Here is a 17,984-nt window from a genome sequence, read left to right as displayed (position 1 = left end):
TTCAGTCCGGGCTGACTTGGGCGTTCGGCAGCAGGCTGTCGCCGGGCCCGAGCGCGCGCTGCATGAACACGCTGTCGACCCAGCGGCCGTGTTTGAAGCCGATGGAGGGCAGCGTGCCGACGACGCGAAAGCCAAGGGCTGCATGCAGGCCGATGGAACCGAGATTCTGCGTATCGCCGATCACCGCCACCATCTGGCGATAGCCCAGACCGCTGCAGCGCGCGATCAGGTTTTCCAGCAGCGCCCGCCCGATGCCCCGGCGCGGCGCATCCGGCGACACATAGATCGAATCCTCGACGGAAAAACGATAGGCGATGCGCGGGCGGTAGGCGCTGGCATAGGCATAGCCCATTACCCGGCCGTCCAGTTCGGCCACCAGATAGGGAAAATCCTTTGCCAGGATGTCGCTGCGCCGACGCGCCATTTCGGCGGCATCCGGCGGCACTTCCTCGAAACTGCCGAACCCGTGGCGCACATGGTGGCCGTAGATGGCGGCAATCGCGGCGAGGTCGCGGTCTTCCGAGGTCCGGATGACAAGGGGAGAATGGGCGGGCATGGCGGGTCTGGCAAGAGGTCGTAAAGGATCGTCGGGCTAGTATGACATGGTGCCGGCGGTAACGGAATCCGCCGGGCGACAGGGGGTTACCGGATTTACGCTTGTTCGACCCATGACCCGGCACCAGAGTCCGAACCATGACCGATGATGGCAAATCCTCGGAGGCCAGCGCCGCGCTCAAATTCCGCGGCGCCGGCCCTGCCGACAGCCTGACGCCGAAATCGCCGATCCTGCAAAGTCTGCTCGCTTACTGGCAGTCGAAATGCGGGCCGGGCGACCGCCTGCCGTCGCGCAGCGATCTCGACCCTCTCGAACTGCGCGGCCTGCTTCCCTATGTCTGCCTGATCGACGTGCTGTCTGAGACGCGCTTCCGCATCCGCCTGCTGGGCGAGGAGCATATCGCCATCTACGGCCCGGGCCTGATCGGCCGCGTGATCGACGATATCTTTCCGCCCGCCGCCGCCACCGAATTCAACCGGCTTTACACCGCGGTGGTGCGGCGGCGCAGCCCCGTCATCAACCGCGGCCAGGTCACCTGGCTGCGCAATCGCGAATGGATGCATTACGAAGGCCTGCATGCGCCGCTGGCCAGCGATGGCGTGGTTATCGACACCATCTTCGGCGCCGGCGCCTTCGATCACTGGACCGGCGCGCCGTCTTAAGAGACGGTGATCAGCTTCGCCGCCACGGATTTTGGCAGCAGCAGCCAGAAGCGGCCCGGATGCTTCATGCGGCCAGCCACGCTTTCGGCCTGCGGCCCGGCCCCCCAGAACACATCGCCGCGCACCGCGCCGCGGATAGCCCCGCCGGTATCCTGCGCGACCATCAGGCGCTGCAGCGATGCCTCGCCTGCGCCAGCAGCCGCCGGCTGCTTCGCATCAAGCCACAGTGGCAGGCCCAGCGCATGATGGCTGCGATCCACCGCCAGGCTGCGGCCCGGCACCAGCGCCACGCCCTGCGCGCCCGGCGGTCCATCGAGATCATCCTTCGGCGGCGGCAATTCGCGGAAAAACACGTAAGACGGATTCTGCCGCAGCAGTTCCGGCGCGGCCTCGGGGTTGGCGCGCAGCCAGCCGCGGATCGCCTGCATCGACACGTCTTCGCGCGGCAGGGTGCCGCGCTCGATCATCACCCGGCCGATGGCCACATAAGGATGGCCGTTCTGGGCGGCAAAGCCGACGCGGGTTTTCGCGCCGGTATCGAGCTGCACCAGACCCGAGCCCTGCACCTGCAGGAAAAAGGCATCGGCGGCATCATCGAGCCAGACCAGTTCGAGAGTCTTGTTGGCGAGCGCGCCGGCATCGATCTGGCCGCGATCCTCATAGGGCCGCAGGCGGCCATCGCGGACACGGCCGGCAATGCGCTCGCCTTTCAGGCTGTCGCGGAATTCGCCGAGGTCGACCTGCACCAGGTCGGGCGGCTGGCGGTACAGGGGCACAGTATAGATGCCCTGCTTCGTCCTGCTGCCACGCACCAAGGGTTCGTAATAGCCGGTGAACAGGCCCTCGGCTTTGCCGTCGCCGATCACGGCCACCGGCTGAAGTTCGGCCTCCACCAGGCGGCGCAGGGCGGCATCGTCACCCGCACCGATCTGCACCAGCGCCGTACAGAAGGCGCGCCAGTCGTTGCCGGTGCCGTAACGGTCGTAATTGTCCAAGGGGCGATCGTTGCGCGGCAGCATCCGCGCACAGCTGCGGCTCAGCGCCGGCAGCGCTTCGGCGACGCGGTCGGATGCATAGCCGGGCAGATCGGCAAAGGTGGCCGGCCGGAAGGCCAGCGGCGGCGGCGGCGGCGCTTTCGGGCCGCAGCCGGCCAGACCAACAAACAGGAGAAGCGCGAGCCGCCCGAGCACTGCGTCAGGTCGGCGCGGCTTCGGTGGGCGCCGAGGTGGCGATCAGCGTCCAGTTGGGGTCGCGCGATCGCGTATCGCGGGCAAAGGTCCAGATATCGGTGACCTGTTCCACCGCATTGCCATGGCCGCCGACGGTGTGGCCCTGGGCATCCTTGGTCACGGTGATCAGCTCGGACTCGAATTTGATGGTCACTTCGGCGATCCGGTTGTTCACCTGGGTATCGACAATGGCGCTGCCGCGCAGGCCCACAAAGGTGGTCTGCATGGTCTCGCCGCGCTTGGCACGGTCGTCGATGGCGCTGGCGAAATCGTCGAACACCTCGCGCGACAGCAGAGGCCGCAGGGCCTCCTTGTCGCCGGCGGCAAACGCGGTGACCACCATTTCATAGGCGGATTTGGCGCCCTCGAGGAATTCGGCGCCGTTGAAGCTGGGGTCGACGGCACGGATGCGGGCAATGCGTTCATCGGCGGCGGGATCGCCCGACAGCTTGGCGGGATCGTCGCGACGGGGCAGGTTGACCACGGTGCCGTCGGAATCGTCCAGCTTGTCGGCCGCCTCGTCGGCATCGGCAAAGGGCGGCCGGCGGCGTTTCTGTTCATGGCCGGTGCGCTGACCCAGCACCGCGCGCAGACGCAGCGCGATAAAGCCGGCGATTGCACCCAGCAGAAGAATATCGAGGAACTGGAAACCGTCGCCCATCATGAAAAAGCCTGTCTTGCCCTGTTCGGGCGAATTTACTCCTGCCGCCTGCGCCGGTCCAGCAGCGCATGCCCCCGACCGAAGACCGGCATTTCCTGCAAATAAGGAGAAATCACCGTATTGCAAGGCCGGCCGCAGCCGGCGGCAAGGGTTGCCGCCTTGTTCGGTTGCGGCAAATCATGCTAGGGACAGCCGGCCCAGCGAACTGGATAAGACAGAGAGACAGCCGGTCATGACCGACACCGCCAATCCGCCGCCCGGTTTCAACCCTGACGACGCGCCGCGCTTCGGCCTGAACGCGCAATACACCAAGGATCTCTCCTTCGAGCATCCGATGGCGCCGCGTACGTTCAGCGTCCAGTCGGCACCGCAGATTTCGGTCAATGTCGGCACCCAGGCCGAACGCGTCAACGACAGCCTGTTCGAAGTGACCCTGCGCATCCTGTGCGAAGCCAAGCATGGCGACGAAGTCGCCTTCGTGGTCGACCTGCATTATGCCGGCCTGTTCACCCTGGCGAATATCCCGCCCGACCATGTCGAACCCCTGCTGCTGGTGGAAGCCCCGCGCCTGCTGTTCCCCTTCGCCCGCCGTATCGTGGCCGACGCGACGCGCGACGGCGGCATGCCGCCGCTGATGCTGGACCCGATCGACTTCGTGCAGCAGTACCAGCGCAGCAAGGAAGCCCAGGCCGACCAGCCCGTGGGCACGGCCTGAGCCGCAGAACACAACTTCCCCTTGCCGCCGCCGGTCGGTGACGGCAATCTGACCGTTCCCGGCAGGGCAACGGGTCATAAGGGGGAACTGTGAGCGGGTCGCTCGACGACGATATCCGCAACTCGAAATATCCACGCCTGCTCGGCGCTGCACTGCTTGAGCGGTGCTCGCTGCCGATCCGGCGCATCTGGGATTACTGGAACATCCGTCGTGGCGACCGGCAGATGCCGGGCCGCCAGGACATAGATCCGCTGGACATCCCCGCCGACCTCCTGCCCGGCATCCTGCTCACCGAAGTTCTGGCGGAACCGCCGTGGCTGCGCTATCGCCTGGTCGGCACCGCCCAGGTGGCCCTGCGCGGCCGCGACCCGACCGGCCAGCCGGTGCAGGGAAATTACATGGGCGCCCATCTCGGCGTGCCCGGTGACGATGTGATGCTGAATTACCGCATCGTCATCGAAAAGCGCATCCCGGTTTACACCTATAACCCGGTCGTCGGCGCCCTGCCAGACGGCAGCTCATTGCGGCAGTCGCCGTTGCGGGCAAGCAGCTCGGTGCTGATGCCGCTGTCGACCGACGGGTCGACGGTCGACATGGTCTTCTGCTTCAGCGATCTGGACGGCCGCTGAAATCAGTCCTGCGGCAACAGGCCCAGCACCCTGAGCAGGCGGTCGAGTTCGACCGGCTTGGGCACCACGGCATCAAAGCCGGCCATGTCGTAACGCGCCAGCGCTTCCGGCACCACATCCGCAGTGAGCGCCACCACATAGAGACCGCGGCCATTGGGCTGCCGCCGCAGGTGATGCAGGGTTTCGACGCCATCCATGTCCGGCATGTGGATATCGAGCAGAACGGCGTCAAAACGCCGCTTTGAAACCGCGGCAATCGCCTCGGCCCCGCTGGAGGCCATGGTCAGGCTGCGGCAGAACGGCTTGATCAGGGTTTCGATGATGCGGCGGTTGACGTGATTGTCATCCACGCACAGGAGGTCGGGCGGCGTGTGATCCTGACGGCGCGGCCGTGGCGCCGCAAACTCCGCATCATCCGTGTCATCGGCCATATCGGCCGGCAGATGCAGCCAGAAAACGGAGCCGACACTCTTCTCGCTCTCGCAACCGATTTCACCGCCCAGCAGGGTCGCAAGGCGGCGGCAGATCGCAAGCCCGAGCCCGGTACCGCCATACTGACGCGCCGTGGAGGCATCTTCCTGGGCAAAGCGTTCGAAAATACTGCCCAGAGCCGAGGCGGCGATGCCGATACCGGTATCCGCAACTTCGAAGCGGATGCCGGCCTCTCCATTGCGCATAGGCTGGTTCCTGGCGCGCAACACGACCTGGCCCTTGCCGGTAAACTTCACGGCGTTGCCCAGCAGGTTGATCAGGATCTGGCGCAGCCGCACCGGATCCGTCTCGATACTCAAAGGGGCTGCGGGATCGAGTTCCGTGCGGAAGGCAAGATGCTTTTGCGCGCAGGCCGGCGCAAACAGCGCGCTCATCGATTCCATCAGGACCGGCAGACGTACGGCACTGGGCGCAACCTTCAGGCGGCCAGCTTCCAGCCGCGAGAAATCCAGGATGTCGTTGATGATGCCCAGCAGCCCTTCGGCCGACTCACGGATAACGCCAACATAGTCGCGCGCGGTGGCATCCAGCGGCAGATTTTCCAGCGCCTGCGCCATGCCCAGAACGCCATTCATCGGCGTGCGGATTTCGTGACTCATGGTGGCGAGGAATTCACTTTTCACCGTGACCAGCCGCTCGGCGCGCGCCGTCTGTTCCTGCAGCTCGTGATTCAGCCGCGCCAGCGCCTGTGCCTTGCGGTCGCGGTCCACCAGCATGCGCAGCGCGACATACACACCCAGTCCGCCGAGCAGAAGAATCACGCCGGAAATCACACTGATGATGATGGCCTGCGAGCGCCACCCGGCGATGCCGGCAATCAGCGGCCGCGAGCTGGAGATCACCAGCTTACCATCGAACAGACGCCGCACCGCGGCGATGCGCTGTACGCCCGTGAAGGGGTTGGCATAAATGCCGCTGATCGCATTCTGGCCGCTGGCGTCCAGGGCCTGATAGGCACTCGTGCGCGCCAGGGACTGGCCGATTTCGCTCTCCAGCCAGGGCGAGCGGGAGATGAGATGCAGGTCGCGGGTCAGCAGCGTGACGTAATCGCCTTCGGCCACGGCGCTTTCAAACGCCTTGGCATAGGCGCGCGGATCGATAATGGCGACGACGATGGCGCGCAGCGTTCCGTCGCTGCCGCGCACGGCCATGCTGAGCGGCAGCTGCCAGTCGCCGTCGATGGTGCTCTTGGTCGGCATGCCGAGATTGAATTTGTCGGCTCCGCCATTGATGTGATAGGCGATCACCGGAAATGGCGCGACATTCAGCGCCGGCACCGGATAAGTGCGGGACGTGTGCAGCCCGTCGCCGGTGGCGCTGATGATGGTCAGCGCGCGCACATAGGTCAGCTGCTGTTCCAGGCCCTTGAGCTGGTGATGCAGCCATTCGGCCTCATTGCCATTGAGCGTCCACAGCAGTTCGATTTTTTCCAGCGCAAACCGGATGCTCTGCAGCGAGTTTTCGATTTCCTGGCCGCGCAGTTCGGCCTGCCGCTCCAGATCGCCGGTTTCCTCACGGATCGCCGCCTGCCGCAGGTCGGTATAGACATAGAGGTTGAGACCTGCGAGCAGCAGGACGATGGCGCCGAACAGGGCAGCGCTGAAATGCAGCAGGCGACGCATGGGGTGAAACCGGGCGGGTGATATCCACGAGGGGGTGGATTGCAGATTAACCGGCGTTTACCGGGGAAAAAGAATGAGTTTCCAATAAGGTAATCGGAAAATAATCTTTATGCGTCCTTGAGCCAGAGCGCGTCTTTTAGTTTTGCGACAAAGGCGCCATGGGCCGCGAGTTCTGCATCGCTGGGAGCATGGGGTCGCGGCGGCCGGGCCGGGCCGCGCTGGATCGGCGCCGTGGACAGCTGCTGTCCGCCCGCTTCGATCCCGGCCAGGCCAAGACCCTGCTGCCGGCCGCCGATCAGTTCGAGATACACCTCGGCCAGCAGTTCCGCGTCGAGCAGCGCGCCATGCTTGGTGCGGGCCGAATTGTCGATGCTGAAGCGACGGCACAGCGCATCGAGATTGACCTGGGCGCCCGGGAATTTGGCGCGCGCCAGCCGCACGGTATCGATGGCGCGTTCCATGGCGATATGCGGCATGCCCGACAGCCGCGCCAGTTCGGCATTCAGGAAGCTGAGATCGAAACTGGCGTTATGGATCACCAGCGGATCCTCGCCGATGAAGTCGCAGAACTCCTGCGCCACGGCGGCGAATAGCGGCTTGTCCTTCAGAAACTCGTCCGACAGGCCATGCACCTTGAAAGCGTCTTCCGGCATGGAACGTTCAGGATTGAGATATCTGTGGAAGTGATTGCCGGTCGGGATGTGATTGATCAGCTCGATGCAGCCGATCTCGACCAGGCGGTCGCCCTCGTTGGCTTTGAAACCGGTGGTTTCGGTATCGAGCACGATCTCGCGCATTACGCTTCCCCTGCCTTGCGGCGCAATTCGGCAACCAGGGTTTTCACCTGCGCCTCGGTTTCATCCAGGCTGGTGCCGGTATCGATCACATGATGGGCCAGGCGGCGCTTTTCGGCATCGGGCACCTGGCGCGCCAGAATTGCGGCGAATTTGTCTTCCGTCATGCCCGGCCGCGCCAACACGCGGTCGCGCTGATGTCCGGCCGGCGCGCTGACCACGATGATGGCGTCGGCGGTCTTGTGGCCCTGGCCTTCGAATAGCAGCGGGATATCCAGCAGCACGAAGGGTTCGCCGCGCTGCTCCGCGGCATCCAGGAACTGTTGGCGCAGCTGGCCCACCAGCGGATGCACAATCGCTTCCAGCGCCTTGATCCTGGCGGCATCGTTCAGCACCAGGCGCGACAGGATGCCGCGATCCACCGCATTGTCGACCACGGCTTCGGGGAAGGCGGCCCGGATCGGCGCGACCGCGGCCCCGCCCGGCGCATAAAGGGCATGCACGGCGGCATCGGCGTCGAACAGCGGCACGCCGAGTGCGGCAAACATCTTGCCCACGGTGGACTTGCCCATGCCGATCGAACCGGTGAGCGCGACCTTCATCATGCCGGCATCACCGTGACATCGTAATCGGCGAAATGCTTGTCGCGGGTCATCAGGATCAGGTCTTCGCAGCGCGCCTGGGCAATGAGCATGCGGTCGAAGGGATCGGCAGGCAGGTTGGGCAGGCGGGCGACTTCGCTGACATGGGCGACCTCAATGGGCAGCAGGCTGGCGCCCATCCGAGGCAGGTAGGCCTCCCAGTCGGTCTCGGCTTGCAGCTTTCCGGCGCTCATCTTGGCGGCGACCTCCCAGAGGCTGGCCATGCTGACGAACAGCTCGTTATCACCATCCTGCAGCATGCTCTGGGCCGAGGGGGCGAGCGCCTGCAGATCGTTCAGCGCCCAGACGAAGATGTTGGTGTCGAGCAGCAGCCTCATCACGGCTCATCCTGAAACAGGCGAACGGTTTCGAAATCAGGGGCAAGCTGCATCTGCCCTTTGAGGAAGCCGAACTGGCGTTTCGCCTTGGGCACGGCGGTCTCGGCCATTACCAGACGCACCTCCGGCTTGCCGGCGCGGGCGATCACCACATCCTCACCACGCTTCACGGCCTCGATCAGCTTGGACAGACTGGTCTTCGCCTCGTGGATATTCACTTGGATCGTCATAGACTTACACTTAGCTTAGCTAATCCGCGAAAGTTAGCTTAGCTAACTTAGCTAATCCAAGTCAAGCCAGCACGGCGGCGCGCAGGGCTGGGGTGACGTCGGGGGTGGTGCCGAACCAAGCTGCGAAGCCCGGGCGGCCCTGGTGCAGCAGCATGCCCAACCCGTCCACCACCGGATTGCCGCGCGCCTGGGCCCGGGCCAGCAGGTCGGTTTCCAGGGGGGTGTAGACGATGTCGTTGACCAGCGCCGTGGCCGGCAGATCGTCCAGCGCGATGTCCAGCGCCGGCTGGCCGCCCATGCCTAGGCTGGTGGTGTTGACCAGCAGGTTCGCCCCGGCCAGGCCAGCGGCGCGCTCCTCCCAGTCGACGACCAGCACGCGGCCGCCGAATTCGGCGGCCAGGGCCTCGGCCTTGTCGCGGCTGCGATTGGTCAGACGCAGTTCCGGCGCGCCGGCATCCAGCAGAGACACCATCACCGCCCGCGCGGCCCCCCCCGCCCCCAGCACCACGGCGGGTCCATTGGCCGCGCGCCACATCTTCGGCGCATCGGCGCGCAGCGAGGCGAGAAAACCGAAGGCATCCGTGTTGCTGCCATGCAGGCTGCCATCGGGCTGCACCGCGATAGTGTTCACCGCACCGATCCGCCTGGCCACCGGATCGATCTCAGCCAGATAGGGCAGCACGGCGACCTTGTGGGGAATGGTGACATTCACGCCGCGAAAACCGGGTTCCTTCGGCAGCGCCGCCAGGAAGGCGCCGACCTCCTCCGGTGGCACCGGCAGCCGGTCGTAGCGGCCGCGGATGCCATACTGCTGCAGCCAGAAGCCATGCAGCTTCGGCGACCGGGAATGGTCGACCGGCCAGCCGATCACGCCGGCGCGTGGCAGGATGTCGTCGTCTGTATCGGAACTCATGCTCTCAGAACTTTATTCTCGCGCAGGATATCCAGCAGCGGCAGCAACGGCAGACCGAGGATGGTGAAGTGGTCGCCCTGGATTTTGCTGAACAGCTGCGCACCCAGGCCTTCAAGCTGGTAACAGCCGACCGATGACAGCACCGCATCGCCGGCCTGGACCAGATAGGCGTCCAGGAAACCGTCGGAAAAATTGCGCATGGTCAGCTTCGCCGCGTCGATATGACGCCAGATCACGCTGCCGCCGCGCGCCAGCACAACGGCGCTGACCAGCTCATGGGTCTTGCCGCGCAGGGACAGCAGATGGTCGCGGGCCTCGTCACGGTTCTGCGGTTTGTCGTACCAGCGCTGCTCGCAGGCCAGCATGGAATCCGCCGCGATGACGAAATCGCCCGGTTCGGCATGGCTGATGCGATGGGCCTTCAGTTCGGCCAGCGCCTGCGCGGCATCGCGGATACCGGCGCCTTCGGCTTTCAGGCCGAGCTTGATTTCCTCTTCATCCACACGGGCCGGCAGCACGCGGAAATCGAGGCCGGCCGCGCGCAGCATGGTGGCGCGCGTGGTGCTGGCCGAGGCAAGAATCAGGCTCACGCCTTCGGTCCTTCAAGGCCCAGATCCTGCTGCTTGCGCTGCTCTTCGCGCCGCGCATGCAGATTCAGGATCGCGGCGGCGGTTTCCTCGATCGAGCGCCGGGTCACGTCGATCATCGGCCAGTTATGCTTGCTGCAGAGTTTGCGGGCGATGACGAGTTCTTCTTTCACGCGCTCGTCGTCCACATAGGCCGTCTCGGTATTCTGGTTCATCGAGATCAGACGGTTTTTGCGGATCGAGACCAGACGGTCGGGCGACGTGGTAAGACCGACGACCAGCGGCTGTTTCAGAGTCTCGACCTCGTCCGGAATGACAAGGCCCGGCACGATCGGCACATTGGCGGTCTTGAAGCCTCTGTTTGCCAAATAGATCGAGGTCGGCGTCTTGGAGGTGCGCGACACACCGACCAGAACGATGTCGGCCTTCTCCAGATCTTCCAGATGCTGGCCATCATCATGGGCGATGGTGAAATGCATGGCGTCGATGCGATGGAAATATTCCGCATCCAGCTCGTGCTGGCGGCCGGGCAGGTTCACCGCCTTCTCGCCCAGATATTTGCCAAAGGCCATGATCACCGGATCCAGCACCGGCACGATCGGCAGCTTGGCCTTGGCGCAACCCTTGATCAGGATTTCGCGCAATTCCTGGTCGACGATGGTGAACAGCACCAGGCCGCCCATGGCGGCGATGGCCTCCACCACGCGTTCCATCTGCAACGGCTTGCGCACCAGCGCCCAGGTGTGGGTTTCCACCTCTTCCTGCGACTTCTGGAACTGCACGAGTGCTGCCTTGGCCACCGACTTCAGCGTTTCGCCGGTGGCGTCGGAGACCAGGTGGATATGCGGCCGGGTAGTTTTCTGCATCGGGAATCCGGCAGGGGGATTATGGGGATAAGCGGGATAAGGCAGGGGTTATCCCCATCGCTCGTCTTTTCATGCCCGGAACGCCTTTTTCATGCAACCAGCCTGTCACCGGAGGATCAAATTTCCGACCGGCCTGTGGAAAGCGGGGATGAGACACAATGCCGCCATCATCCGGTCATCGTCCCCGTTATCCCCATGATCCCCAGCACCGAACAGCGTCGGAGTCGCACCGGTTTTAACGGGTTTATCCCCGCCAGGGCAGGTTTTCCCGGCAGCAGGCCATCCGCGGGATGGAATCCGGGGCAGAGCCTGAGTCCCGGAGTATCCCCAGGACTCACCGCACTACTGCAACCACTACCTCTTTAAATTATATATAAAATAGGAAAGGAATAAGTGATGACCCTTGTTCCTCAGACCCCGGCCCCGGGGCAATCAGCACAGCAGCCGAGCAAACCCCTCCTTCGCACCTTGGCCGGCTTGCCGAGTGCACGTCCGCCCCTGTGGCTGATGCGCCAAGCAGGCCGCTACCTGCCGGAATACCGCGAGGTCCGCGCCCAGGCCGGCAGTTTCCTTGATCTTTGCTACAACCCTGAACTGGCTGCCGAGGTGACGCTGCAGCCGATCCGGCGTTTCGGCTTCGATGCCGCCATCCTGTTCGCCGATATCCTGCTGATCCCGCAGGCCCTGGGCCAGCATCTGGCCTTCAAGGAAAACGAGGGACCGGTGCTGGATGCTATCCGGACCGACGGTGAGTTGGTCCGGCTGAACCCTGCTGGCATCCACAAGACGCTGGGACCGGTCTACGAGGCGGTCGGGCGTATCAAGGCGGCCCTCCCCCCCAGCTGCACCCTGATCGGCTTTGCCGGGGCTCCCTGGACGGTTGCGACCTATATGCTCGAAGGCCGCGGTTCGAAGGATTTTGCCGCTGCCAAGACCTGGGCCTTCGGCAACCCGCTGGGTCTGCAGGTCCTGATGGACATCCTGACCGAGGCAACGGTGAGTTACCTGGACCGCCAGATTCAGGCCGGCGCCGAAGTGGTACAGCTGTTCGACACCTGGGCCGGTGTGCTGCCGGAGAACGAATTCCGCCGGTTCTGCATCGAGCCGGTGCGTAAGATCATTGCGGCGCTGAAGGCGAAGCATCCGACCGTTCCGGTCATCGCCTTCCCGCGCGGCGCCGGCGCGCTGTATGACGGCTATGCCGCGGCCACCGGTGCCGATGCGTTGGGACTGGATTACACCATGCCGCTCGGCTGGTCGAAGGATCACCTGTGGAACCGGCATGTGGTGCAGGGCAATCTCGATCCGCGCCTGCTGGTGGTCGGCGGACCGGCACTGGCCGAAGGCGTGCAGCGTCTTTTGCGTACCTTCCAGGGTCGCAACCATATCTTCAATCTTGGCCATGGCATCGTGCCGGAAACGCCGGTGCGGCATGTGGAGGAGTTGGTGTGTCTGGTGAAGGGCACCGAGGCGGCGGCATGAGTCTTTCTCAGGCTGGCCGCATCGCCCCTTCGTGCTAGGTCTTCGCCATCATGCCCCAGAAGACCGCCGTCATCCTGTTCAACCTCGGAGGACCTGACAGCCAGAGCGCTGTCGAGCCTTTCCTGTTCAACCTGTTCAACGATGCGGCGATCATCCGCCTGCCGCAGCCGTTCCGCTGGCTGTTGGCGAAACTGATCTCGTCGCGACGCGCGCCGAAGGCTGCGGAAATCTATGCGCATATGGGCGGTCGTTCGCCGATCCTGCCGCAGACCGAAGCGCAGGCCGCGGCATTGAAGGTCTCGCTGGGCAGCGACGACTATCGCGTTTTCATTGCCATGCGTTACTGGCATCCGTTCGGCCATGAGGCGGCAAAAGCCGCGAAGGACTGGGGTGCAGAGCGCGTCGTGCTGCTGCCGCTCTATCCGCAATTCTCCACCACCACCACGGCCTCGTCGCTGCGGGACTGGCATCGCGCGGCGGCAAAGGCCGGACTGACGGTGCCGACGGCGGCGATCGGCTGCTATCCTGACGAGCCTGGTTTTATCGCAGCGCAGACAACCTTGCTGCGCGATCATCTGTCGAAAGCCGAAGCGCAGGGCCCGGTGCGGATTCTTTTTTCGGCCCATGGCCTGCCGAAGAAGGTGGTGAGCGACGGCGATCCCTATCAGATGCAGGTCGAGCGCGGCGTTGCGGCTATCCTGCGGCAACTCAATCGCCCCGATCTGGAAACGCAGATCTGCTACCAGAGCCGTGTCGGTCCGCTGGAATGGATCGGCCCATCGACCGATGCGGAAATCACCCGAGCAGCGAAAGACGGTCGCGCCATTGTCGTTGTGCCGGTGGCTTTCGTATCGGAGCATTCCGAAACCCTGGTGGAACTCGATATCGAATATGCCGAACTTGCGCAGCATAACGGTGCGAAGGCGTATATCCGCGTGCCGACCGTGGGCGTACACCCTGATTTCATCGCCGGTCTGGCCGGTTTGGTGCGACGCGCGCAGTATGATGCGCAGCCCCGCTGCGGCAGCGGCGAACGACCCTGCGGCACGGCCTGGCGGCGCTGCATCTGCAAGTCCTGAGAGAAACCGCGATGCTCTATGAGTGGCTGAAAGCCCTGCACATCATTTCGATCATCGCCTGGATGGCGGGTATGCTGTATCTGCCGCGGCTGTTCGTCTATCACGCCGCCGCCGAACCCGGCTCGAAGGAATCCGAGACCTTCAAGCTGATGGAGCGCCGTCTGCTCAAGGCGATCATCAATCCGGCCATGGGCGCAGCCTGGATTTTTGGCGGTACCATGGTCTGGCTCGGCCATCACTGGGACCAGCCGTGGTTCTGGGCCAAGTTCGCCCTGGTCATGGGCATGCAGGCGATCCACGGCAACATGGTGGGCTGGCAGCGCGCCTTCGAGCAGGATCGCAACACCCGCAGCCAGAGCTTCTATCGCCTGGTGAACGAAATCCCGACGGTGCTGATGATCGGGATCGTCCTGCTGGTGATCCTCAAGCCTTTCTGAGTAGGCCGCAGCTTATTCCGCGGCGCGCACCACGCGCAGCGATGGGGCTGCGCCCAGCTTGAAGAAACCGACCAGTTCGGCAAGCTGGCGGCCTTGATCGGCCAACGCCTGAGCCGAGGCGGATGTCTCTTCCACCAGGGCGCCGTTGCGCTGGGTCATCTCATCCATCTGTCCGACGGCGGTGTTCACCTGCTCGAGCCCGGTGGCCTGCTCGCGGCTGGCAGCAGCAATCTCGGCAACGATATCGGACACCTTCTTGATGGCGCTGACTATCTCGGTCAGCGACGAGCCGGTCTGGTTGACCAGTGCGGCGCCGGTCTTCACCTGCGCATTGGACTCGGCGATCAGCGCCTTTATGTCTTTGGAGGCGTTGGCGGAGCGCTGGGCCAGGGCGCGGACTTCCTGCGCCACCACCGCAAAGCCCTTACCGGCCTCGCCAGCACGCGCTGCTTCCACGCTGGCATTCAATGCGAGTAGGTTGGTCTGGAAGGCGATCTCGTCGATCAGGCCGATGATGTCAGAAATCTTCTGAGCACTTCCTTCAATCCTGGTCACCGCAACCACTGCGTCGGCAACAATGCCGCCGCCCTTTTCTGCAGTGTCGCGCGCAGCAACGGCCAGCTGGTTAGCGGCCTGGGCATTGTCCGCATTCTGCTTCACGGTGGTCGTGATCTCGTGCATAGACGCCGCGGTTTCTTCGATCGATGCCGCTTGGCTTTCCGTGCGTTGCGCGAGATCCTGGCTGCCAGTGGAAATCTCGGCCGAGGCAGCCGCAATGGCATCGGTACTGGTGTTGAGCTGGCCGGCGATATCGCGCAGGCGATCGCCCATCGCGTTGATGGAGTTGCCCAGCGCACCGAAGCGGCCCTGGAAGTCGCTTGACACGCGGCTGCGCAGATCGCCATGGGCCATGCGGTCGGCGATATTGCTTACGTCGCGGATTACCTCATCGGTTTTGGCGACGAAGGTGTTGACCTCTTCGCCGACGCGTAGCAGCACACCATCAAGGCCACGGGTTTCCACGCGACGCGACAGGTCACCATGGGCGGCGGCCATCACCACCTCGCCGATCACGCTTTCAAAACGCTGTTCCTGCGCCTTGCGCTCGGTCTCGAACTGTGCGCTTTCGGCGGCCCGGCGCTGTTCCAGCTCGATCTTCTCTTCGGCATTGCGCTTGAACACGGCGACGGCACGAGCCATCTCGCCGATCTCGTCTTGGCTGTCGGTATAGGATACCGTGACGGCATTATTGCCTTTGGCGAGCTCTGCGACTGTCTGTCGTGTGGCATCGATCGGACGGATGACGCGGCGGGCCACCAGAAGCAGCGCAACGATGGCGACGACGATGGCAACCAGCAGCAGCGTCAGATCAATGACGAGTGCTGCCGTGGCCTGACCGGCAATCTTGCCGGCATCCTTCACGCTGGCTTCGCCGGCCTTGTACATCACATCAAGCAGCGTGCCCATCAGTGCGGTGGTCAGCGGCACGTAATCGGTCAGTGTCGTCGGATAAGGCTTGCCCTCGTCGCTCAGCTTGATCATGTCGTCGTTGAGCTTGCGGAACTCGGTCATGTATTTCTGGTTGGCGATACCGAGCGCGGTGCGTACGATCGGATCGATGCGCGGATCGATGGCGGCCTCGGTTGCCATGCCCCAGTAGCCATCGACCTTGGCGCGAATGCCCTTGATCCGGGCCTGGACCTCAGGGGTGATCGGCTGGGCGCGGCCAATCGCACCAGAAATATCGGAGCGCTCGAAGCCTGCCGTGTTGCGCATCATCCAGCCAAGCTGCTTTAGCAGTACGTAACGCTGCTGGATACCCTGGTCGAGAGTCTGATCGTTGACCGCTGCCGTCCACAGCAATTCGGCGGTTAGCGACAGCTTGGTCATTGCTGGGAAGAAATCTTTGATGAGCTGGGCATCGCGCTCAGGGCCTGGCTTGGCCAGCTGAGCGTCGATCTGTGGCCGCATGCGCACCACCGCCTGAGCGGCGGTATCATAGTCGCCGACCAGCTTGTCCCGGTTGTTGAAGCTGAGGGCGCGGATCACGCCGATACCGTGGTCCAGTCCGGAGACGGCGCTCTTGCGATAGGCATCGATCTCGCCGCGGACATTGCCCGGCACCGGCACAGCAGCGGCGTAGGCGTTGTTGATGTACAGGCGCTCCATCAAGATGTTGTAGGCACCGCTGATGAAGGCGCCCTCGGCTGCGGCGAAGCTCTCGACCGCCCTGGCTTCGCGATAACTCTTTGCCGCTTCCCAGCCGCCGCGCGCTAGCGGAACGATTGCCAAAGCAGCAAGCAAACCGAAGGACAGGTACAAAATCGTACGCAAACGGAAGGTTTTCAGCATAATAAATCCCCCGATGGGCCGGTGTGGTTAGGGCTGCGGGCGCAGCATTTTTTGTAACCGGCTGGATACAGCATAGAGGAAGTGCCAAGAACTAAACATCCAATAACATTATGATTTCATTAGTTAATTTTGAGAAGGCGTTATACGCTTAAAGTTGTCGGTTGGGGGTTACATCGAATACGGAAGGTGGTGTTTGCAACTGATTTTTTGTGCGGCTCCAGCCCGCAACGTATTGTAAGAAAATAATGTTCATGTTGTGTTTCATATACCTGTGTGCTATTTCCGCACACTCTTGACCTGTGACGTAATCACAGGATGACGGGGTGCAATGTTGCACTGCGAGTGCCGATCCGGTTGCGGTAAGGTATCGGCTCGCGAGCTTTTGGTGCCGACGATCACAGGAGTGTTTCAGTCCGCTTCCCGTATCGTCACCAGCGCCTTACAGCTTTGCACCTCAATTTTCTCAACTTCGCGTATGCAAAAAAGCGGGGGTCTCCCAATGTCGTTTGGTTTGGTTCGTAAAAGCAGCCTGATGATGGCTGCTCTGGTCGGTTTCGGTCTTCTGGGCGCAGACGCGCTGGCCCAGGGCGGTCCGCCGCCGGTGACGGTGGCCAAGCCCCTGGCCAAGCCGATCATCGAGATGGATGAATATACCGGCCGCTTCGATGCCATCGGGGCCGTGGAAGTCCGCGCCCGGGTGAACGGCTATCTGGAGAGCGTGCATTTCCAGGACGGTGCCACGGTCAACCAGGGCGACCTGCTGTTCACCATCGACCGCCGCACCTATCAGGCCGCACTGAACCAGGCGCAGGCCACGCTGAACAGCCGCCAGACTGAACTCGACTTGGCGCGGGTGGAATACGAGCGGTACCAGAAGCTGACCCAGACCGGCGCCGCTGCGGCCGCCACACTGGACCAGCGCCGCCAGACCTTCCTGGCCGCCCAGGCCAACATCGCCGGTGCCCGCGCCGCCGTGGAAACCTCGCGGCTGAATTACAGCTTCACCGAAGTGCGTGCGCCGATTGCCGGCCGCATCTCGCGCAAGCTGGTCACCGAAGGCAACCTGGTGCGCGAGAACGAGACGCTGCTGACCACCATCGTGCAGCTCGATCCGGTGTATTTCTACTTCGACATCGATGAGCGTTCGTATCTGAGCTATGCCCGTATCGCCAAGCAGAACGGCAATACCGGCAACGGCAAGGGTCTGCCGGTCGCGGTACAGCTGACCGACGAGAAGACCTTCGTGCACAAGGGCGTGCTCGACTTCACCGACAACCGCATCGATACCGCCACCGGCACCATGCGCCTGCGTGCGATCTTCGAGAACAAGGACCTGTTCCTGACGCCGGGCCTGTTCGGCCGCGTCGCCGTGCCCGGCAGCCCGGAATATACCGGCGTGCTGATTCCCGACGAAGCCATCCTGACCGATCTTGACCGCCGCTATGTCTATGTGGTGGGCGAAGGCGGCGCCGTACAGCAGCGCCCGGTCAAGGTGGGCTCGCGCACCGACAATTATCGCATTGTGCGCGAAGGCCTGAAGGCCGATGACACGGTGGTAATCAATGGCCTGCAGCGCGTGCGTCTGGGCGGCGGCAAGGTGACGCCGCAGCCGATCACCCTGCCGCTGGTGTGGCAGGGCTTGATGGCGCTGGCCGCGCCTCAGGGCCAGCAGGCGCCGAAGTAAGCCACCTTATAAATT

At 63.6% G+C, this 17,984-nt stretch carries 19 protein-coding genes; 7 read left to right on the top strand and 12 right to left on the bottom strand.

Going from position 1 to position 17,984, the window contains the following annotated elements; genetic code table 11:
- Window position 1: 1 nt before the first annotated feature.
- A complete protein-coding gene (locus tag AC1ROB_RS02960) occupies window positions 2-556 on the bottom strand; it encodes a GNAT family N-acetyltransferase (RefSeq protein WP_492972242.1) in 555 nt (184 codons plus the stop codon).
- 137 nt (window positions 557-693) lie between these two features.
- Here AC1ROB_RS02960 and AC1ROB_RS02955 point away from each other — a divergent pair, with 137 nt between their 5' ends.
- Complete coding sequence (locus AC1ROB_RS02955; protein ID WP_492972243.1) at window positions 694-1,218, top strand: PAS domain-containing protein; 525 nt, start codon at window positions 694-696, stop codon at window positions 1,216-1,218.
- On the opposite strand, the gene mltA is transcribed toward AC1ROB_RS02955, so the two are convergent.
- Together mltA and AC1ROB_RS02945 are read right to left on the bottom strand one after the other, a co-directional pair.
- Window positions 1,215-2,408 (bottom strand): murein transglycosylase A, encoded by a 1,194-nt coding sequence (mltA, locus tag AC1ROB_RS02950; protein WP_492972244.1) that lies wholly within the window; start codon window positions 2,406-2,408, stop codon window positions 1,215-1,217. The genes AC1ROB_RS02955 and mltA overlap by 4 nt on opposite strands.
- A gap of 4 nt (window positions 2,409-2,412) precedes the next feature.
- The gene (locus tag AC1ROB_RS02945; protein ID WP_492972245.1) at window positions 2,413-3,111 is read right to left on the bottom strand and encodes a Tim44/TimA family putative adaptor protein; all 699 of its coding nucleotides are present in this window, start codon (window positions 3,109-3,111) and stop codon (window positions 2,413-2,415) included.
- Between the two features lie 229 nt (window positions 3,112-3,340).
- Between AC1ROB_RS02945 and secB the strand changes: the two genes are divergently transcribed.
- Both secB and AC1ROB_RS02935 read left to right on the top strand, forming a co-directional pair.
- On the top strand, window positions 3,341-3,823 hold the full coding sequence (gene secB / locus AC1ROB_RS02940; RefSeq protein ID WP_492972246.1) for a protein-export chaperone SecB: 483 nt from the start codon (window positions 3,341-3,343) through the stop codon (window positions 3,821-3,823).
- 89 nt (window positions 3,824-3,912) lie between these two features.
- Complete coding sequence (locus AC1ROB_RS02935; RefSeq protein WP_492972247.1) at window positions 3,913-4,452, top strand: PAS domain-containing protein; 540 nt, start codon at window positions 3,913-3,915, stop codon at window positions 4,450-4,452.
- 2 nt (window positions 4,453-4,454) lie between these two features.
- Here the strand turns inward: AC1ROB_RS02935 and AC1ROB_RS02930 are convergent, their stop codons facing one another.
- The 8 genes from AC1ROB_RS02930 to AC1ROB_RS02895 form a co-directional block, all read right to left on the bottom strand.
- Window positions 4,455-6,566, bottom strand: a complete 2,112-nt coding sequence (locus AC1ROB_RS02930; RefSeq protein WP_492972248.1) for a hybrid sensor histidine kinase/response regulator — start codon at window positions 6,564-6,566, stop codon at window positions 4,455-4,457.
- A 107-nt stretch (window positions 6,567-6,673) separates the two neighbouring features.
- A complete protein-coding gene (dnaQ, locus tag AC1ROB_RS02925; RefSeq protein ID WP_492972249.1) occupies window positions 6,674-7,363 on the bottom strand; it encodes a DNA polymerase III subunit epsilon in 690 nt (229 codons plus the stop codon).
- A complete protein-coding gene (gene coaE / locus AC1ROB_RS02920) occupies window positions 7,363-7,965 on the bottom strand; it encodes a dephospho-CoA kinase (protein WP_492972250.1) in 603 nt (200 codons plus the stop codon). Before coaE ends, dnaQ begins: the two co-directional genes overlap by 1 nt.
- Window positions 7,962-8,339 carry a type II toxin-antitoxin system VapC family toxin gene (locus AC1ROB_RS02915; RefSeq protein WP_492972251.1) on the bottom strand — a complete coding sequence of 126 codons (378 nt, stop codon included), beginning with the start codon at window positions 8,337-8,339 and terminating at the stop codon, window positions 7,962-7,964. Before AC1ROB_RS02915 ends, coaE begins: the two co-directional genes overlap by 4 nt.
- Window positions 8,339-8,569, bottom strand: a complete 231-nt coding sequence (locus tag AC1ROB_RS02910) for a type II toxin-antitoxin system Phd/YefM family antitoxin (protein ID WP_492972252.1) — start codon at window positions 8,567-8,569, stop codon at window positions 8,339-8,341. Before AC1ROB_RS02910 ends, AC1ROB_RS02915 begins: the two co-directional genes overlap by 1 nt.
- A 61-nt stretch (window positions 8,570-8,630) precedes the next feature.
- Window positions 8,631-9,482, bottom strand: coding sequence for a shikimate dehydrogenase (locus tag AC1ROB_RS02905; RefSeq protein WP_492972253.1), 852 nt, complete (start codon window positions 9,480-9,482; stop codon window positions 8,631-8,633).
- Window positions 9,479-10,072: a Maf family protein gene (locus AC1ROB_RS02900; RefSeq protein ID WP_492972254.1), complete on the bottom strand. Its 594-nt coding sequence runs from the start codon at window positions 10,070-10,072 to the stop codon at window positions 9,479-9,481. The genes AC1ROB_RS02905 and AC1ROB_RS02900 overlap by 4 nt, the downstream gene beginning before the upstream one ends.
- A complete protein-coding gene (locus AC1ROB_RS02895; protein ID WP_492972255.1) occupies window positions 10,069-10,935 on the bottom strand; it encodes a pyruvate, water dikinase regulatory protein in 867 nt (288 codons plus the stop codon). The genes AC1ROB_RS02900 and AC1ROB_RS02895 overlap by 4 nt, the downstream gene beginning before the upstream one ends.
- Window positions 10,936-11,331: 396 nt before the next feature.
- On the opposite strand from AC1ROB_RS02895, the gene hemE reads away from it, so the two are divergent.
- From hemE to hemJ, 3 genes are read left to right on the top strand one after another with little or no spacing between them, the layout of a single operon-like run.
- Window positions 11,332-12,417 carry a uroporphyrinogen decarboxylase gene (gene hemE, locus AC1ROB_RS02890; RefSeq protein ID WP_492972256.1) on the top strand — a complete coding sequence of 362 codons (1,086 nt, stop codon included), beginning with the start codon at window positions 11,332-11,334 and terminating at the stop codon, window positions 12,415-12,417.
- Between the two features lie 50 nt (window positions 12,418-12,467).
- Entirely contained in the window at window positions 12,468-13,496 is a 1,029-nt protein-coding gene (gene hemH / locus AC1ROB_RS02885; RefSeq protein ID WP_492972257.1) for a ferrochelatase, read from the top strand.
- Between the two features lie 11 nt (window positions 13,497-13,507).
- On the top strand, window positions 13,508-13,933 hold the full coding sequence (gene hemJ, locus AC1ROB_RS02880) for a protoporphyrinogen oxidase HemJ (RefSeq protein ID WP_492972258.1): 426 nt from the start codon (window positions 13,508-13,510) through the stop codon (window positions 13,931-13,933).
- Window positions 13,934-13,945: 12 nt separating this feature from the next.
- Here hemJ and AC1ROB_RS02875 read toward each other — a convergent pair whose 3' ends face one another.
- The gene (locus tag AC1ROB_RS02875; protein WP_492972259.1) at window positions 13,946-16,285 is read right to left on the bottom strand and encodes a methyl-accepting chemotaxis protein; all 2,340 of its coding nucleotides are present in this window, start codon (window positions 16,283-16,285) and stop codon (window positions 13,946-13,948) included.
- A 499-nt stretch (window positions 16,286-16,784) separates the two neighbouring features.
- On the opposite strand from AC1ROB_RS02875, the gene AC1ROB_RS02870 reads away from it, so the two are divergent.
- Window positions 16,785-17,969 carry an efflux RND transporter periplasmic adaptor subunit gene (locus tag AC1ROB_RS02870; RefSeq protein ID WP_492972260.1) on the top strand — a complete coding sequence of 395 codons (1,185 nt, stop codon included), beginning with the start codon at window positions 16,785-16,787 and terminating at the stop codon, window positions 17,967-17,969.
- Window positions 17,970-17,984: the final 15 nt, after the last annotated feature.

The organism is Ferrovibrio sp. GW821-FHT12F09 (assembly GCF_058806775.1).
Note: the sequence above shows the minus strand (reverse complement) of the source record. Positions and strands in the feature narration are given on the sequence as shown.

Bases quoted from the DNA above. Each gene is read 5' to 3' on its own strand.
- AC1ROB_RS02960 (WP_492972242.1), bottom strand. From the start codon at position 556: ATGCCCGCCCATTCTCCCCTTGTCATCCGGACCTCGGAAGACCGCGAC.
- AC1ROB_RS02955 (WP_492972243.1), top strand. From the start codon at position 694: ATGACCGATGATGGCAAATCCTCGGAGGCCAGCGCCGCGCTCAAATTC.
- AC1ROB_RS02945 (WP_492972245.1), bottom strand. From the start codon at position 3,111: ATGATGGGCGACGGTTTCCAGTTCCTCGATATTCTTCTGCTGGGTGCA.
- secB (WP_492972246.1), top strand. From the start codon at position 3,341: ATGACCGACACCGCCAATCCGCCGCCCGGTTTCAACCCTGACGACGCG.
- AC1ROB_RS02930 (WP_492972248.1), bottom strand. From the start codon at position 6,566: ATGCGTCGCCTGCTGCATTTCAGCGCTGCCCTGTTCGGCGCCATCGTC.
- dnaQ (WP_492972249.1), bottom strand. From the start codon at position 7,363: ATGCGCGAGATCGTGCTCGATACCGAAACCACCGGTTTCAAAGCCAAC.
- coaE (WP_492972250.1), bottom strand. From the start codon at position 7,965: ATGATGAAGGTCGCGCTCACCGGTTCGATCGGCATGGGCAAGTCCACC.
- AC1ROB_RS02915 (WP_492972251.1), bottom strand. From the start codon at position 8,339: ATGAGGCTGCTGCTCGACACCAACATCTTCGTCTGGGCGCTGAACGAT.
- AC1ROB_RS02910 (WP_492972252.1), bottom strand. From the start codon at position 8,569: ATGACGATCCAAGTGAATATCCACGAGGCGAAGACCAGTCTGTCCAAG.
- AC1ROB_RS02905 (WP_492972253.1), bottom strand. From the start codon at position 9,482: ATGAGTTCCGATACAGACGACGACATCCTGCCACGCGCCGGCGTGATC.
- AC1ROB_RS02895 (WP_492972255.1), bottom strand. From the start codon at position 10,935: ATGCAGAAAACTACCCGGCCGCATATCCACCTGGTCTCCGACGCCACC.
- hemE (WP_492972256.1), top strand. From the start codon at position 11,332: ATGACCCTTGTTCCTCAGACCCCGGCCCCGGGGCAATCAGCACAGCAG.
- hemH (WP_492972257.1), top strand. From the start codon at position 12,468: ATGCCCCAGAAGACCGCCGTCATCCTGTTCAACCTCGGAGGACCTGAC.
- hemJ (WP_492972258.1), top strand. From the start codon at position 13,508: ATGCTCTATGAGTGGCTGAAAGCCCTGCACATCATTTCGATCATCGCC.
- AC1ROB_RS02875 (WP_492972259.1), bottom strand. From the start codon at position 16,285: ATGCTGAAAACCTTCCGTTTGCGTACGATTTTGTACCTGTCCTTCGGT.
- AC1ROB_RS02870 (WP_492972260.1), top strand. From the start codon at position 16,785: ATGTCGTTTGGTTTGGTTCGTAAAAGCAGCCTGATGATGGCTGCTCTG.